Annotated in this window: 12 protein-coding genes; 2 read left to right on the top strand and 10 right to left on the bottom strand. The window is 61.9% G+C overall.

The features are described 5' to 3' along the window. Positions 1-33: 33 nt before the first annotated feature. The 8 genes from BH682_RS27505 to BH682_RS27470 all read right to left on the bottom strand — a co-directional run bounded on the left by BH682_RS27505 (position 34) and on the right by BH682_RS27470 (position 12,306). On the bottom strand, positions 34-927 hold the full coding sequence (locus tag BH682_RS27505; protein WP_065352795.1) for a hypothetical protein: 894 nt from the start codon (positions 925-927) through the stop codon (positions 34-36). A gap of 46 nt (positions 928-973) precedes the next feature. Further along, positions 974-2,746 carry a sulfite reductase subunit alpha gene (locus tag BH682_RS27500; RefSeq protein WP_075834761.1) on the bottom strand — a complete coding sequence of 591 codons (1,773 nt, stop codon included), beginning with the start codon at positions 2,744-2,746 and terminating at the stop codon, positions 974-976. A gap of 30 nt (positions 2,747-2,776) precedes the next feature. Then, a complete protein-coding gene (locus tag BH682_RS27495) occupies positions 2,777-8,245 on the bottom strand; it encodes a glutamate synthase-related protein (RefSeq protein ID WP_075834759.1) in 5,469 nt (1,822 codons plus the stop codon). 182 nt (positions 8,246-8,427) lie between these two features. Beyond that, entirely contained in the window at positions 8,428-9,471 is a 1,044-nt protein-coding gene (locus tag BH682_RS27490; protein ID WP_003942919.1) for a ParB/Srx family N-terminal domain-containing protein, read from the bottom strand. Between the two features lie 200 nt (positions 9,472-9,671). After that, positions 9,672-10,532: a 3-hydroxyacyl-CoA dehydrogenase gene (locus BH682_RS27485; RefSeq protein ID WP_030536170.1), complete on the bottom strand. Its 861-nt coding sequence runs from the start codon at positions 10,530-10,532 to the stop codon at positions 9,672-9,674. 15 nt (positions 10,533-10,547) lie between these two features. After that, complete coding sequence (locus BH682_RS27480; protein ID WP_075834757.1) at positions 10,548-11,162, bottom strand: TetR/AcrR family transcriptional regulator; 615 nt, start codon at positions 11,160-11,162, stop codon at positions 10,548-10,550. An 84-nt stretch (positions 11,163-11,246) separates the two neighbouring features. Then, the gene (locus BH682_RS27475) at positions 11,247-11,843 is read right to left on the bottom strand and encodes a hypothetical protein (protein WP_075834754.1); all 597 of its coding nucleotides are present in this window, start codon (positions 11,841-11,843) and stop codon (positions 11,247-11,249) included. Positions 11,844-11,847: 4 nt separating this feature from the next. Next, entirely contained in the window at positions 11,848-12,306 is a 459-nt protein-coding gene (locus tag BH682_RS27470; protein WP_003942982.1) for a hypothetical protein, read from the bottom strand. A gap of 101 nt (positions 12,307-12,407) precedes the next feature. On the opposite strand from BH682_RS27470, the gene pip reads away from it, so the two are divergent. After that, complete coding sequence (gene pip / locus BH682_RS27465; RefSeq protein ID WP_058226832.1) at positions 12,408-13,367, top strand: prolyl aminopeptidase; 960 nt, start codon at positions 12,408-12,410, stop codon at positions 13,365-13,367. Here the strand turns inward: pip and BH682_RS27460 are convergent. Then, complete coding sequence (locus BH682_RS27460) at positions 13,355-13,957, bottom strand: TetR/AcrR family transcriptional regulator (RefSeq protein ID WP_050655008.1); 603 nt, start codon at positions 13,955-13,957, stop codon at positions 13,355-13,357. The two genes, pip and BH682_RS27460, sit on opposite strands and share 13 nt — an antisense overlap. Before the next feature lie 106 nt (positions 13,958-14,063). Here BH682_RS27460 and BH682_RS27455 point away from each other — a divergent pair, with 106 nt between their 5' ends. Then, the gene (locus BH682_RS27455) at positions 14,064-15,143 is read left to right on the top strand and encodes an alpha/beta fold hydrolase (RefSeq protein WP_064075056.1); all 1,080 of its coding nucleotides are present in this window, start codon (positions 14,064-14,066) and stop codon (positions 15,141-15,143) included. Here BH682_RS27455 and BH682_RS27450 read toward each other — a convergent pair. Beyond that, positions 15,114-16,235, bottom strand: a complete 1,122-nt coding sequence (locus BH682_RS27450) for an endonuclease/exonuclease/phosphatase family protein (RefSeq protein WP_075834751.1) — start codon at positions 16,233-16,235, stop codon at positions 15,114-15,116. The two genes, BH682_RS27455 and BH682_RS27450, sit on opposite strands and share 30 nt — an antisense overlap. Positions 16,236-16,325: the final 90 nt, after the last annotated feature.

The following is a 16,325-nucleotide window of genomic DNA, read 5'->3' as shown; positions in this document are numbered from 1 at the left end:
CGATTTCTTACACTCGCACAGCATCTGTCGGTGTCAGGATGCGGCCGAGATGGAACTCATGACGTCTTCCCACACGCCCATGACTGCGGGTTCGGTTGGACCCGTTTGGGTGAAGACTGCCACGCATTTGCGGCGGAAGTCGTACATCTCGATCGAGCTGGTCAGGCCGTGAACGCCGTGGGTGCGGGTCAGCCAGCACTCCGAGACACCATTCAGGTCGATCATCGTCCGGCAGGTGTCGGACGCCAAAGTCAGCGTCCCCCCGAACATGGCTGCGGCGTCGAGGTCACCACGGTGGATCTGCAGGCATCCGTTCCCGGCGACGACGGTCGTGACGGGAAGTTGGTGGTAGGACAGGTGCTCCATCCCGGCAGCCATGAGGTGAGGATCGACTCGCCGATAACCGAGGGCGCCCAGAGCGACCAGGCCGCTACGACGTTCGCTGCCGTCGTCCGCGAGGATGAAGTCGAGCTGTGTCAGCTGATCGGCCTGGGCCCAGAATGCGGGCGTATTCGATGTCTGGATGGGAGGGCTTGTTTCCCTCGCAGTGCTCGGCGCAGTTCGCATCGCTTCGAAGGCGAGACGATCCGAGGCCGGGGTCAAATACGTGGTGTGTGAACTTGATCCGTGGATGTCGAACATGCGGAGCGTCGGCGGCAGGTGCTGCTCTGCTTCAGTGGTCACCACCGAGCCGAGGGAGGCAACGTTCAAACGCAGAGAGACGAGCCCGGGCGCGCAGACCAACGGATCGCCGGGAAATGTCGGAACGGAGTACTTGCCCGAGTCGTTGACAGCCACCGGGCCTGCGACGGTGATTGCTACGGCGTCGTCCAAGAGCGGCAACATTTCGCCGACTACGTCAGGTGCCGTGTCGATCAGTCCACCACGGAACCCTGGACGCGCAAGCAGCGCGTCCAGGTCCGACATGCGTGCCAAAGCTGCGCAACGGCATTCGCCACGGTGCGGGCACATCTCAGTAGACATCCCTTAGGTACCGCTTCGATCGTTTGAGGTTGTTGACGTAATCCTCAGCGGCGTCCGCATCCAACCCACCGTGCTCGGCGACGACCTCGTGCAGCGCGTCGTCGACGTCCTTTGCCATCCGCGTGGCGTCGCCGCAGACGTACACGTGGGCGCCCTTTTCGAGCCAGGTGAACAACTCCCGGCCCTGCTCGCGCATGCGAGTCTGAACGTAGATCTTCTCGGACTGATCGCGCGAGAAGGCCAGATCGAGACGAGTCAGGACACCGTCACGGGTCAGCCCGTTCAACTCGTCCTCGTAGATGAAGTCGCTCGACTGATGCTGATCGCCGAAGAAGAGCCAATTCTGCCCCGACGCGTTGCGCGCGCGACGCTCGTGCAGGAAAGCGCGGAAGGGTGCGATGCCGGTTCCGGGGCCGATCATCACGACGGGAACAGCGTCATCGGCGGGTAGGCGGAACGAATTATTCTTGGAGACAAAAACTCCGACCCGATCGCCCTCGCCGACGCGGTCCGCCAGGTACGTCGAGCAGACGCCGCCGCGGTCCCGCTCGCCCGAGCGGTAGCGCACACTCGCTACCGTCAGATGGACGGTGCCGTCGTGGGCCAGCGGGCTGGAGGAGATCGAATAGACCCGATGTTGCAGCGGGCGAAGAAGTGTAAGCAGATCCTCGGGATTCAGGCGAATGCTGTTGTCCAACTGGAGGAGATCGAGAACGTCCTTGCCCCACAGCCACGCATCGAGCGCTTCCCGATCTTCCGTGTCGAGAATGTGCTGCAGTTCGGCGTCGCCGCTGCGTCGGGCGATGTCTTCGATCAAATCGCGCGAGGGAATGGAGATCTCGTAGTCGCTGGTCAACACCTGGTCCAACGGTGCGGACGAGCCGTCTTTCGCGGTAACCACGTAATCGCCGCTGACACCGAGCTGATGGATGATCGCCTCGACGAGGGCGGGGTCGTTGATCGGGCGGATGCCCAATCCATCTCCGGCCTCGTAGTCCAGACCGTCCTCGCCGAGCGCAAAGGTGAAGTGGCGGACTTCCTTGGCTGAGTCCTCGCCGGACAACAGCCGGTTGGCGAGGACGGTTGCAGGATAGGGGTTCTTGCGAGTCCACTGGGACTTGGTCTTCGTCGGAGCGGGCGCAACCGGCGAGGCAGCGGCCCCCGCATCACCGTCGACACCGGCCACCGCAGCGACGGCCCGAACGATCCACTCGGCCGCCGGATCCTCGTAGTCGACGTCGCAATCGGTGCGGTCGACAACCCGGGTCCCGCCGAGCGCTTCGAAGCGGGCGTCGATGTTCTTTCCCGACTGGCAGTACCCGTCGTAGCTGGTGTCGCCGAGCGCGAGCACGCCGAAGTAGAGACCGTCCAATCTGGGTGCGCTCTCGGATTCGACTGCATCCCAGAACAGCTGCGCGTTGTCGGGCATCTCGCCCTCGCCGTAGGTGGAGGTGATGACGAGCGCCCGGCGCATGGCGGAAAGTGCATTGATATCCACGGTGTCCAGACTCGCGACAAGTGGTTCGAGACCGTGGGCACGAGCAGCTGCGGCCGCGTCTTCGGCCACGGACTCCGCGTTGCCGGTCTGGCTTCCGTAGAGGATGTGCACTGCTGCGCCGGCAGTTCTCTCCACTGTCGCTGTTGCAGCACCGGTTTGACCGGGCATGACAGTTCGTGAGTGTAGACCGGCCAGGAATCCGGAAAGCCACGCGCGTTGGTCGCCGTTGAACGGTGCGTATTCGGGGATGTACGGGATTTCCATTTTGAAGCTCACCTACTTTCGGGGAGGAGGTCAGGACACCAGGTCGGGGATCGTGCGCGATGCGAACAGTTCGTCGAAGTTCGGCAGTGATCCGAGCTTGTCCCGATTCTTGTTGTCTTGAAACAGAATCCACCCGTACGTCGCCGGGCTGTCCATGGCCAACACGTTGCGTAGGCTCAGCGCCTGCTTGTAGTCGTCGACCCGCTTGGCTGCAATCAGCGCAGCCAACTGTTCGTCGTCGTAGTCGGCCAGAATCTCTTTCGAGTACTTGACCAAGTGCTGGACGAGGGCGAAGTCCTCGGTCAGCACCAGGTTTCGGGCCGCTTTCTGCACTGCTGGATCGTCGGGTCCGGACGCACCCGGCGTGCGGGCGGTGGCGAGTTGTTGCGCGAAGTGAAGCACGGTGTACTCACTGAGCAGCGCATACATCGTCGCCGTATCGGTCTCGCCGTAGGCAGGGACTGCTCCGTTCAGTGCGGGGCGCCCGTCGCGCACTGCGAGTTTGAAGGTGCGGACCTGACGTGCTGCGATGGCGGACGCCAATTCTTCGAGGAGCTCTTTGTGCGACTTCGCAGCCAGGATTGCATCACTGTCCTGGTAGAGCATCAGTGCCTTGGGCATCGCGTAGACGAACGAGTGCTGTTCGACTTCCCAGTTCTCGAGCAGTCGGGTGCCGAGCGCGGATCCCGTTGCCTCCACATGCAGTTCGAGCAGGAGTTGTACTGCGTGGTTGTGGACGGCGGCAAGAGGGTCGGTCGCGGCGGTGATCGAACCCAGCAGTACGGAATCGGTACTTGCTCGCAGTGCCAATTCGCCACGAGGGTCGTACTGGTAGAAGAAGCCACCACTCATGCCGTTGCCGACACCCTTGCCGAACTCGCCGAGATTCACGACAGCACCGTTGGTCATGTACTCGCCGGCGAAGTCTCCGACACCTTCTACGACAGCACTGGCGCCGGAGTTGCGAACTGCGAAGCGATCGCCTGCTTCACCTTCGACGAACACTCGTCCACCGGTGGCGCCGAAGAGCGCGAAGTTGCCGATCAACACGTTTCCACCGGCGTCACTGGAGCCGCCGCCTGGGCTGCGCACGGCAATCACGCCGCCGCTCATGCTCTTTCCTACGCCGTCGTTACATGTCCCGGTGTGTTCCAGGTGCATGCCGTCGTTGCAGAATGCGCCGAACGACAGGCCCGCAGATCCGGTCGTCAGGACGCGCACGCTGCCCGGCGCCAGGTAGCGTCGCCCACGCTCGTCGGTCAGTACTCCCGGAGCGAGAAGGCCGGCCGCTCCGTAGTTGAGTTCGCGTTCGAGGTCGATCGCCAACTGACCACCGACGCTCTTGTTCCGGTTACCCAGGTGCAGTGCACCTTCGGCGAATTCAGGTCCGGACACGGCGACCGAGGCCTCGCCACGGTTGAAGAACACCGTGCGAACCTCGTCCATGATCTTCTCGTCGAGCGCGTACTCACGTTCGAGGTACACAGGATTGTCGATGGTGATGTTCGGAGCGGTCTCGAACACCGCGTCCAGCTTCAGATTGCCGACAATAGACGGGTGATCGAGCAGATGCAGGAGATCCGTTCGACCCCGCGCTTCCTGAAGGGATCGCATTCCCAGATTCGCGAGCAGTTCCCGAGTTTCGTGAGCGATGTTGAGAAGGTACTGCGCCATCGCGCGGGGATCGCCGTCGAACAGTTCCGGGTTGGTGGTCAGACCGGCGGGGCACTTGATGTTGCAGTTCTTGGCCATGACGCAGCCCATCATCATCAGCGCCGACGTACCGAACTCGAAGCTGTCTGCGCCGAGGAGGGCGGAAGTGATGATGTCGCTGCCGGTCTGATGCGCGCCCGAGCATCGCAGAACGACTTTCTGGCGAAGCCCGTTGGCACACAGAGCTTGATGGACCTCTGCGATACCGACCTCGGCCGCACGGCCCGCGTACTTGAGGCTGGTCACCGAAGCGGCGCCGGTGCCACCGGTATTTCCGGCGACGTTGATGACGTCGGCGCCGGCCTTGGCGACACCGACGGCGATGGTGCCGATTCCTTCCGAGGACACCAACTTCACGATCACCCGAATGCGAGCTGCCTTGCAGTCGTGGATGAGCTGAGCGAGGTCCTCGATGGAGTACGTGTCGTGGTGAGGCGGCGGCGAAACCAGTTCGACGCCGGGCGTTCCGCCGCGGGCGGCAGCGATGTCGACGGTGACCTTGGCGGCCGGAAGCTGCCCGCCCTCACCGGGTTTTGCGCCTTGGCCGAGTTTGATCTCGATCTCTTCGAGCATCGGATCGGCGAGGTAGCCCGCCCAGATTCCGAAGCGTCCGGATGCAAACTGCTTGATGCGCGATGCACGAATCGTGTTGTAGCGCGAAAGGTGTTCGCCGCCTTCGCCGCTGTTGGACATCGCACCGACCATGTTCGTGCCGTGCGCGACGGCTTCGTGCGCCGGAGCGTTCAGTGCGCCATGGCTCATGGCACCCGACGCCAACTTCGGGGTGATGTCGCTTGCACTCTGTACCTCGGAGAGAGGTACACCTGCCGGTGCGACCCTCAGCTTGGAAAGGAACTCTGCCGCAATACCGGTTGCATTCAGCACCAGATCCGGGTCGGTGGCCTCGATGGTGACGTCGTCGGCAAAGGCGACGGAAAGAGCATCGCCGAGTGCTACCACCCGAGCGGTGTCGTCGGCCAGTGGACCGTCCAGGCTAAGTGTGTACCGGCCGTCCGCGGCAGATTCACACCGGATTCCACGCATCACGATCGTCTTATTGCCGCGCACCGAGAATCGGCTGATCTGATCGGTGAACTCGGCTGTCGTCACCGCAAATGTGACATCACCGGGCACGGAGATGACATCGCGCAACGCGGCGGGACGACGCGATCGTTCCGCAGCCATGACAGTGGAAAAGTCCCGGTACCCGGCGGTGATGTCGAAGTCGTCGATCTGCTCGGTGGTCAACCGGTCGAAGCTCGTCGCCCGGTAGGCCCCCGCATCGAGGCGGAAGGCGTCGTCGAGCCGTCCGAGCGGCAGTAGACGTAGAGCCTCGAATTGTTCTGTTCCGGAGGGACTGTCGAACGCGATCTTCTCTTCGGTGAGTTCGACGTACTTACGGACCGCGGTGGTACCGAACGAATGCCCTGCGCCGTCTGCACGCTCCTTGAACAGGCCGAGCAGTGGCAGATCCTTCTCGCCCCCGACTTCGCTCGCACGCTCGTGCCACTGCTTCGAGGTCACCGCGACGGTGTCGAAACCGACGCCACCCACCGGTGACTTCATGTTGGGGAACCACTGGCGCAGAACAGGGTCGGAAGTGTCGAGGAAGTTGGGTTCGAAGAATTCTCCACCGATGTAGCTCTCGACGGTGCACAGACCGACGCGTCCCATCGTCTTCATCAGGGACTTCTCGGCGGCCTTCGCGAAGCGTCGGAACGCGGCGTCCGGGTCAGCGGCGAACTTCTCCTCGGCTCGCAACTGAACGGACAGCGGGTAGACGGCGGAAGCGCCGAAACCGAGTGCGGCCGCAACGTGGTGTGAGGACTCGATCTGGCCGCTCTCCACGATGAGAGAGACGCGCAATCGCAGGCCCGCGTCGATGAGGCGTTGGTTCAATGCTCCGACGACCATGATCGCGGGAAGTGTTGCGCGCTCGTGAGATACGTGGCGGTCGGTCAGGACTGCGATTCCGCCCTGTTCGGCCGCGAAGGCTACAACAGCATCGCCGAGCGCGGTCATCGCGTCGACCATTGCCTGCGCGTCACCCTCGGCGGGGTAGAGCATTTCGAAGCGGCGGTGCGGAGTGTGGTTCTGTTCGCGGATCTTGAGCATGTCCAGGTGCCCGAGGATCGGCGAGGCGATGACGATCTGCTTGCCCTGTCCGGGGGACATCTTCGCACCCAATGCGACCCGGAGGGTCATACCGTCCGCTTCACGGATGCTGTCGAGCGGAGGGTTGGTGACCTGGGCGAATCGCTGTGAAAAGTAACGTGCCACACCGCCTTCGCGGTCGCTGAATGCGTTGATGGCGTTGCCGTAACCCATGGCGGAGACCTTTTCGGCTCCGTGTGTGAGCATCGGATCCATCAGGAATTTGAAACTTTCCTGATCCAGGGAGTACGCCATGTAGCGCTGATGAACCTCGAAGGTGCCGTTGTAGCGGGTCGGGGAGCTGACCTTCTCCGCTGGCACGGTGGGAATGTCTTCGATCAGGATTCGCGATTGCTCCAGCAACGACTGGTAGTCGCGCTGAGCGGCAATCTTTTCCAGAGCTTCGCGGGCAGTGTAGGTATGGCGGTCTCGATGATCGAAGTACAACATTCCGCCGGCCTCGACGCGGCCACGGTGAATCACCGTCTCAGGCGCGAACGCGATCTGTCCGGCTTCGGAGAATGCGCACACGTAGTCGTGCGTCTCGATCGTGCGTAGTGGACGCAGACCGAGGCGATCCAGGCGCGCACCGATGATGGTGCCGTCGCCGAACACCAGCGCTGCCGGTCCGTCGTTCTTCTCCTCGTACAGCGAGAAGTACTCGAACATCGCACGCACTGCGGGGGAGAGGGTGGTGTCGTTTTCCCAGGCAGGCGGCATCATCGAGACCACAGCCGTCACCAGGTCGACACTGTCCTCGATGACGCGTGCTTCCAGGGTCTGATCGAGTCGGCAACTGTCGGACTGGCCGGGCGGACGGACGATCGCACGTCGTTTTGCACTGGCGACAGCAGCTTCGGAGAGCCGATTCTTCTTGTCCGTGTTCAGTTCTCCGTTGTGAGCCATGAACCGGAACGGCTGCGCCATCGTGGGATGCGGGTCCGTGTTGGTCGAGAACCGCGTATGGAAGTACATCGTGTGCACGGCGTGATCGGGGTCGACCAGGTCGCGGAAGTACGGGATCACTTCGTCGGAGTTCAAGCGACCCTTGAGAACCTGAGTTCGCGCGCTGAGCGAGAGTGGGTACAACCCGCGTAGTGCAGGGGTGTTGTACGCGATGGCTTCGATGGCGAGCAGAGCTTCGTGCACGAGGCGATCGACTGCCGCAGGCTCGGGACGCGGAGTGGGGACCTCGAAAATCCACTGCCTGATCGGAAGCTGATGCGCGATGGCTGCCGGCCGAATCGCCGAGTCGTCGACCGGCACGTTGCGCACAGCGAGGGTGGTGAAGCCTCGGTCCAGAAGTTCGCGTTCCACCAGAGCGGCTGCACGAGCATGCTGAGCATCGTCGTCCGGAAGGAAGAAGTTGCCGACGCAGAAGCGACCGGCGCGGAGATCTGAGCGCCCGGTGACCTTGCGGAAGAACTGGAGGGAGAGGTCAACCGAGACACCGCCGCCGTCGCCGACGCCCTCGGAAGACATACCGCCGCGGTGCGGTACCGAGCAGAGTGCTTCTCGCCCCTTGATCAGGACATCGTGGGTCTGCACGCCGTCCTTGCGCGTGATGAACCCGACCCCGCAACTGCTCTTGTCATCTGAGGGGTCGTACAAACCGACGATGGACGTGCTCACTGCAGCAACCTTCTCCCTGTCCTGGTTGCCCGGAGATTGTTCGACCGGGCAGATACGACGGCATGTATTCCGTCAGGGCAGGGCGTCGCTGCTTCGATGAAGCGGCACCCGAATGGGATCAGACTACTGAGTAGAGGCTTACCTTAGTCAAGTCTACTTGGTGTGACTTGGATCTGAGCAGGTCAGAGGGTTGCTTTGTAGGCAAGTGCGTAGGCGATCTTGCCCGGCTTGTCGTCTGTGTACGGCTTGGACAGCTTTGCGAACTCGCCCTTGGACTCGGCTTTGCCGTCGTTCCAGGCCGACAGGACGCCAAGATCGGTGGCAGTGAATCCGCTGTCGACGACGGCATCGCCCGTCAACGCTGTCTGTGCTTTGGTCACCGACTTCACGGTGCCCAGGTAGCTGGAGAGATCATCGCGATTCCAGTTGGTGAGGTCGACGGGCGCGGTGTCGCGGACCCAGGCGCCCCAGTAGAACTCCTGGAACGGAATCGTGCCTGCGGCGAATCCGATGTCGCGGGAGAAGTACATCAAGCTGCGGTACTTGTCGTCGGCGAAGTTGGCCAGGCCGACGCTCTTCGGCAGAGCCTGGACCGGTACCTGGTTTCCGTCGACGTCACGCGACCAGACCCACTTGTTCTTCTCCATCTCGGTCCAGAAGGCACCTTCACTCAAGCCGCTGAGGTTGCCGAGAACCCGCAGTCGCACGTGAAGGTCGGGACCGCCGTCGGCCGTCTCGATGAAGGACGTGAGGGTGTGGTGACCGTCGGTCAGATAGAGATCGCCGCGGGGACCGACGACCACGGTCTTCATGGGCGCGATGCTCTCCGCGGTTTCCTGACCCACCGGGAGCTGGCAGGTGAAGGACGACGGGTCCTTCAGTGTCGACGCCGCAGTAGCGGTCGCGGCCTGGATCTGGCCGTTCGCCTCACACCAGTCGTCGAACTTCTTGTTGATCGTGTCTTTTCCGAGCGTGTATCGCCCGAGCTTGTAGTACACCTCGTCGTAGCCGAGGGACGGTTGTGTCGCGTGAACGTCGCCGATGCGCACGTCCAGGAGATCACCTTCCTTGGCGCACAGGTACTCCGATCCGCCGGCGGAGCCTGAGAACGAACCGGTGGAGATTCCGCCACACGCGAGGGGAGCGGCGACAGCGGGAGTGCTGACCAATGTTCCGGCGCCGAGCAGTGCCAGTGTTGTGAGTGCCGAGATGGCGGAACGACGCATGTGGGGATCTCTCCTGATGATGGGTTCGCACGTGAAGAAGCTTGCGTCACAATCGCTCAGGGTGGTTTCGGACTTACTGACAACAGACGTCCGCGCGGTGGCTACCACGTGAATTCACGTCGTAACCACCGCGCGGTGAGCCTGTTGGTTGATCAGCCCTGCAGTTGATCAGCCCTGCAGTTGATCAGCCCTGCAGTTGATCAGCCCTTGTAGTTGTAGAAGCCCTCGCCGACAGCAACGCCGAGCTTGCCCTCGTCGATGTAGTTCTTCTTGATGTAGTCGGCGAATTCGCGCTGCTTCTCGCCGCCCTGGGAGGAGATGTTGTAGACGGTGGTCAACCCGACGACGTCCATGATCTGGAAGGGGCCGAACGGGGCTCCGGTACCGATACGCCACGTCTTGTCGACCATGTCGGGATCGGCGATGCCGTCGATCAGCAGGTCGGATGCTGCGTTGAGGAGCGGGACCAGGAGCGAGTTGAGTACATAGCCCGCCTTCTCCTTCTTGAGTTCGATCGGCACCATGCCGATGTTCTTCGCGAACTCGACGACCTCGCGGTACACGGCGGGGTCGGTGGACTCGGTGCCCATGACCTCGGCAGTGTTGTTGACCCACACGTGATTTGCGAAGTGCAGTGCGAGGAACTTCTCGGGGCGGCCGGTGAACTCCTTGAGATCGCTCGGCAGCAGCGTCGAGGAGTTGGTAGCGAACACCGTGTGCTCAGGAGCAACCGTGGCAAGCTTCTCGTAGGTGTCGCGCTTGATGGCGATGTCCTCGGGAATTGCCTCGATGACCAGGTCGGCCTTGGCGACGGCTTCGCCTAGATCGTACGAGTACGTAATACGTTGCAGCGCTTCGTCAGCCTTGCCTTCCTTGGCACCCTCGACGTTCTCGGCCTTGTAGGCCGCGGCCAACGAGTCGAACCGAGCCTTGGCCTTTTCGATGACCTCGGCGTTGATGTCGTACGCGACGACGTCGAAGCCGTGATAGGCGGTCTGATAGGCGATCTGTGAGCCGAGAACTCCGGTACCCAGAACGGTGATCTGCTTCAGTTCAGTCATTTTCGATCCTCAATCCTATTCGGTGGGTAGTCCGGCAAGCGTCAATCGGACCTGTGCGGCAACGATGTTCGTGAGTTCGTCAGCCGTGATCCGGTCCAATGCCGCGCGGGCTATTTCGAAGTGCAGCACGTTGGAAATCGTTCGCGCTGCAGTGGTGGTTCGGGTGGTGTGGTTGGGGTGTGCCTCGTGCAAGATTTGCGCAATCCGCGTTTGCAGGCGCTGCGAGAGTTCCAGGCCTTCGGCCCGGAAACACTCGCTGGGCTCACCGAACAACGCCTCGCGTTGGTAGATGCCGGTGTTCTCGTCGTTTCGGCGACTTGCGATCAGCAGGGGTGAAACCAGCTCGAGCACACGATCTTCTGTGCCGGTCGACTTGGCTTCACGCTCTTCTCCCAATTCGATCTGCTTGCGGTATTCCGCGTTGTACACCATGAGCAGCAACTCGGCTTTGCTTGCGGCGTAACGAAAGAGAGTGCCGCCGGCTACATCGGCGCGGTCGGCAATTTCTTGAGTTGTGACTGCGCTGTAGCCCTTTTCCGCGAACAGTTCGGCAGCGGCGTCGAAGATGCGTGTCTGCTTCTCGAGTTTGTTGCGTTCGCGACGGCCCAGCTCTTGGTCCGGCTTCGTCATCCCGCTCACCTCGTTCCATTTCGGATCACGCTCATAAATGAGTCTACTCCGAAATATCGGTAGGGTGGAGTCTCCTCCGTCACATCACCGCAGTCCGCTGACCCAACCGGCGAACACGTCTGAGAACACGTCCGCTTCGCACGCATGCGCCGATTCGGGATAGGCGCACTCTGGGTATCCGGCGACGACAGCGGCAAGTTCGACGTTGCAACACTGCGCCAAGAGGCCACGCAGGAGATCCGCAACCGACCAACCCGCGACGGATACCGCAGGGATTCCCTCTTCCTCGTACACCTTCACCAGATCGGCGTGCCTCCAGGACAATTCCTCGGCCACCAGTGCATCAGGGTTGAAAGACATGGCGCGGTCGAGTGATCCGCGCAGAAGTGAGTGCGGATCGTCCTCGCCGCGAAGGCTGGTCGCGAGGTCCGCCGGCGCCTTCTGCATGACGAACATCCAAGGTTTGCCGTCGGGAAAGACTCCACCGAAGCCTGCCACGTTGAACGGTAGGTGGCTACTGAGAAAATCGGTCTCCACGTCGACGTGTTGATCGTCGCCCAGATGAATGAAGTGGCCGGAGGCAATCTCCTCGCCCATTGCCGGCTCAGCCCATGTGTTGTTCCACAGATCGGTCATCCGACTGCCTTCGGGAAAATCGAGAACCTCGAAGAGAAAACCCATGTCTCTACAACTCCCCGTCGAAGTGGGTGGTTACTCCACCGGTCAGTCGAGAAACCGTCTGCGCCGAGGTCGCGAGGACGACTCGGCTTGTCTCGAAGGTCATCTCGTCGCGTTCGGTGTCCTCCGATTCGGGATCCTCGGCGAGTGAGAAGTCGAGCTCCACCTCTCGATCGGTGCTGGAACAGACCGAGATCATCAGCCCGAGTCGTTCGTCGGTGAACGCCGGAAGCGATTTCTCGGGATGGAAGTCTGCGGCCGCGTGAAAGAAGAACGCCGCCAGCCGTTCGACGAATCCGTCGTCCGTATGTCGGCTGAGATACTGATTGAAGCGGTCGGGGCTGAGCAGTCCGACGTCGAAAACGAGTGTGGGCACGTCGGATTCGAAGACAGTGGCGGGAACCGCATGACTGCGAAGGAAGACTGCGGCGCCGCCGTATCCCGGCAACCTGAACCCATCACGCATCTGGTGTACTCCCGTCGCAGTGGTGTCCTGTCCACGCTAGGCCATTGCTCGGCCGCGTGCTGCCTACTCGAGTAGGCAGCTTGATGGAAGAATCACCGCCTATGACTGCTGTCCTGTACCCGCCCGTCGAACCGTACGAGTCCGGTCTGTTGGAAGTGGCGGATGGTCAGAGTCTGTACTGGGAGACAGTCGGCAATCCTGCGGGCATTCCGGTTCTCTACCTCCACGGCGGTCCCGGTTCGGGATGCACTGTCGGCGCCAGGCGTTTCTTCGATCCCGAAGCCTTTCGCGCAGTTCTGTTCGATCAGCGAGGCTGTGGGCGCAGTCTTCCGCTTGCGAGCAGTCCGGACGTCGATCTGACCGTGAACACCACGGCGCACATTGTGGAAGACATCGAGCGTCTTCGTGAGCATCTCGGTATCGAGCGATGGATCGTCACGGGACTTTCCTGGGGCGTGAGTTTGGGTCTGGTGTACGCCCAGGCGTTTCCCGAGCGGGTGATCGCAATGGCCTTGGGCGCGATCACCGGCGGGACGAGGGTCGAAATCGAGTGGATCACCCGTGCCATGGGCCGGGTATTTCCGCGTGAATGGGAAGAGTTCGTGGCGCCGTTGCCGGTGGACGAGCGTGACGGAAACCTCCCCGCGGCGTACGCGCGACTGCTTGCCGATCCGGATCCTGTTGTGCGCGAGAATGCCGCGTTGCAGTGGTGCCGTTGGGAAGACGTGCACGTGTCGCTGATGCCGGGGTGGACTCCGAGTGTTCGATACCAGAATCCGGACTTCCGCCGGGTGATGACCAGGCTGGTTACGCATTACTGGGGTAACGACTGCTTCCTGGCGCCGAATCAGATATTGGACGGAATGGACCGTCTCGCTGAGATTCCCGCGATTCTCGTGCACGGACGGTATGACATTTCCGGGCCACTCGACACTGCCTGGGCGATCCACCGGCGTTGGCCGGGTAGTGAGTTGGTGGTACTCGACGGCGCCGGGCATGGCGGCAGCGGATTCAACGAGGCAATCGTGGAAGCGCTGAATTCACTGGCTCATTCGGCCTGATCGAGTGCCCCGGCGCGGGCCGCAGCGAGCGCGCCGGCAGCAGCACGATCGGCAACCGACTGGTCGACGGGTAGATCGGCGACCAGCAGGCGATAGTAGATGGGTGCGGCGACGGCCGCCAGAAGATCAGCGGCCGAGACCTTCTCGGAGATCTCCCCGCGCTCGACTGCTCGGCGAACGACGATGTCTGCCAGTTCGTAACGTGCGGAATAGAACTCGCGCTTGAGTCTCGCGACCTCGGGCGTGCGGACCGCATCGGAGAACAGTGCAGCCACCAACGCGCCGCCTGACTCGCTGGTCACCAGTGCGACTATCGATCTGGCCATCTCGCGCAGATCGGATTCGATGGAACCGGTATCCGGGATGGGAACGGTGGTTGCCGATACCTCGACGGCCGCGTCGGCCACCAGTTGGGACAGCGTGCTCCATCGCCGGTAGATCGTGGTCTTGTGGACTCCGGAGCGGGTGGCTATGTCCTCGATGGTCATCGCGGCGAATCCGCGTTCGGACAATTCGGCCGCCGTGGCTGCCAGGACGGCCTCGCGCACCCTGGCACTACGCCCTCCGGGCCGTTGTGGTGTCGAAGTCATGAGTCAACCTTATCGCAACAAGGTGTTGTGTTAGCTGGAGGCGCGTGGTTCACTGAGATAATGCAACTGATCGTTGCATTAGAGATGAATTGAGGGGTGTTTTCCCATGTCATACGAATTTCCTGTCGATCACCGAGGCCTCTTCGAAGAGCGCACAGGACAGTTTCTGAGCTTCGGGCTCCCCGTCTCGGATCTCGAGGAACTGCGCGCGTCCATCCACTCGACCTGGGCCGACGCGCCGGGTGGTTGGTCGTACGAGTGGTCGGCGTTGGCAGCAAAGTACTCCGCCGACGGCAATCATTCACTCGCGGCGATGATTTACGGAATCGCCAAGTTCCCCGTCCTGGCCAACGATTCGCGGCGCCGGGCCCTGCAGAATCAGGTGGACGAATACGTCAAGGCAGCACCGGGATTCGGGCTCGAGTTCGAGCGTCGAATCCTGTCCCTGCCCTACCGATCCGGCGAGATCGAGCTACCGGTGCACATTCTCTCCGTGGACGGGAGGTACGAGGATGCACCCGTCCTGTTGCTCAGCGGCGGCGTCGACGGCTGGAAGATGGACATGCATCCGTTGGTCAGTGCGTTCGCGAAGAACGCCGGAGTGACTGTTGTTGCCTTCGACCAGCCGGGAACTGGTGAATCACCGGTTCCTCTCGACGCTTTCGGTGACGAGGTGATCGACGGACTGGTGGCGACGGCTCGCGCCCTCGGCAATGGCCAGGTGGCACACCTGGGAGTCTCCTTCGGTGGCAACTTCGCCGTGCGGTCGGGGTTGACCGGCGCCGTCGATGCGGTGATCAACATCGGCGCCCCGGTCAAGGGCGCGTTCGAGACCGCGAACGCGGAGCGCCTGGTCTACGGCATGGGTGACATCGTCGGAAACGCACTGGGTTTCGATGCACCGGCAACCAAAGAGGCGCTGGTACAGGGTCTGCGTGCTTTCGATCGCAGTGTCTTGATGACCGCCGACGACGGCCGGACCCCGATGCTTGTGGTCAACGGGGCCGACGACGTTCACATCCCGCTCTCGGATACCACTCTCTTCGAGGAGCGCCCGAACACGCAGGTACACGTCATCCCGGATGCGGGGCACTGCGCAGTGACCAAGCTGCCCGAGTTGACGCCGATGATGATCGACTGGCTACGAGATGCCCTGTCAGGAACCGCTCCACGAACCGGTAGATGATCCGCCGCCGAAGCTGGCAAAACGATACGTCGCAAGAACGGCCTTGTGATCGGTCGGCCACGGCGTCGGTGAAGCGATGAAGTTGTCCTGGGAGTTCTCCTCCACTCTTTTGTTGTGCACGATCGTCTTTCGGGGTCCGATGATTCCTACAGATCCCAACTTCAGGTCGGAAGCGCGATCGGCGAAGATGTAGTCGATCCGATCGCGTTCGTCTGCCTCGGGTGCCCAGGTGAGCTGTGAGGTGTCGACGTCGGGATTGTCGGACGGCCAGGTGAAGCCCGGGTGTGTGGCCGGGTTCGGGTACTTACTGCGGTAAGCGTCGACGAATCCGGCTTGGTCGAGCAGGCGGGTGGATTCCCAAGGAACGACTACACCGTTGTGGTCGAACAGATTTCGCGTGCCGTCGGTCCAATCCAGGGCCGACGGTTCGTTGAAATCGCCACCGAGGATGACGGATCTGCCCTTGGCCCGTTCTTTTGCCGCATCGTCGACGAACGTCGAAATCGCCTTGGGTCGTCCCGAATTGATGTTCACGCGCTGAACCGTCTCGGGGTCCGTGACCGGACCGGACGGCATCTTGTTCCAGCCGAACTCGGAGAACTCTCCGGGCTTGGGAACACCCGCGCCGTATCCGCGCGGTAGATACGTCGCGTAGGACGTGTAGGCCAGATGTGCCGAGTAAGCAGCGATTTGTTTGCCGTCGACCGTCACGACTGCCTTGATCATCGAGTTCAGGTCGGCTGTTTCCTCGATCGGAAACTTGGAGAGAATCCCCACGTCGGAGGACGCTGCTCCGTAGAAGGTGGTTCCTGATTTGGTCAGCATGTCCGCCAATGCAGTTGTCGCAGTGCCGGCTTCCGACAGGAGAACTATCGACGCCTGTGTCGAGATGATCATGTCGGCGATCAGCTGCAGGCCACCGTTGATCTTGGTTCCGCCGTGCCAGGTGTTGAGGGAGAGCACTTTGATCTCCTGCGCGGGGCTCGCCCCCGCGACGGAGGTATTGGCACCCAATGTAAATGCGCTCGCGGTGACTGTGCCCGCGGCTACCGCCATCGCCTTGACCATCTGGCGGCGCGTCAATCCATTCATCAAATCCCGGCTCTCGTTGTCGTGTGCTCGAACCCCCGGAAGATGATTACCATCGCTACCTAAACGGACAGTTAACCAATTGTAAAATGG

This window comes from Rhodococcus sp. YL-1, assembly GCF_001942025.1.
Lineage (GTDB): Bacteria > Actinomycetota > Actinomycetes > Mycobacteriales > Mycobacteriaceae > Rhodococcus_F > Rhodococcus_F qingshengii.
This window is presented reverse-complemented; position numbering and strand designations above follow the sequence as displayed.

What these genes read in the sequence shown, in the direction of transcription:
- BH682_RS27505 (WP_065352795.1), bottom strand. Translation starts at nt 927, where the DNA reads ATGTCGGACCTGGACGCGCTGCTTGCGCGTCCAGGGTTCCGTGGTGGA.
- BH682_RS27450 (WP_075834751.1), bottom strand. Translation starts at nt 16,235, where the DNA reads ATGAATGGATTGACGCGCCGCCAGATGGTCAAGGCGATGGCGGTAGCC.
- BH682_RS27455 (WP_064075056.1), top strand. Translation starts at nt 14,064, where the DNA reads ATGTCATACGAATTTCCTGTCGATCACCGAGGCCTCTTCGAAGAGCGC.
- BH682_RS27470 (WP_003942982.1), bottom strand. Translation starts at nt 12,306, where the DNA reads ATGCGTGATGGGTTCAGGTTGCCGGGATACGGCGGCGCCGCAGTCTTC.
- BH682_RS27480 (WP_075834757.1), bottom strand. Translation starts at nt 11,162, where the DNA reads ATGACGAAGCCGGACCAAGAGCTGGGCCGTCGCGAACGCAACAAACTC.
- BH682_RS27460 (WP_050655008.1), bottom strand. Translation starts at nt 13,957, where the DNA reads ATGACTTCGACACCACAACGGCCCGGAGGGCGTAGTGCCAGGGTGCGC.
- BH682_RS27475 (WP_075834754.1), bottom strand. Translation starts at nt 11,843, where the DNA reads ATGGGTTTTCTCTTCGAGGTTCTCGATTTTCCCGAAGGCAGTCGGATG.
- BH682_RS27485 (WP_030536170.1), bottom strand. Translation starts at nt 10,532, where the DNA reads ATGACTGAACTGAAGCAGATCACCGTTCTGGGTACCGGAGTTCTCGGC.
- BH682_RS27500 (WP_075834761.1), bottom strand. Translation starts at nt 2,746, where the DNA reads ATGGAAATCCCGTACATCCCCGAATACGCACCGTTCAACGGCGACCAA.
- pip (WP_058226832.1), top strand. Translation starts at nt 12,408, where the DNA reads ATGACTGCTGTCCTGTACCCGCCCGTCGAACCGTACGAGTCCGGTCTG.
- BH682_RS27490 (WP_003942919.1), bottom strand. Translation starts at nt 9,471, where the DNA reads ATGCGTCGTTCCGCCATCTCGGCACTCACAACACTGGCACTGCTCGGC.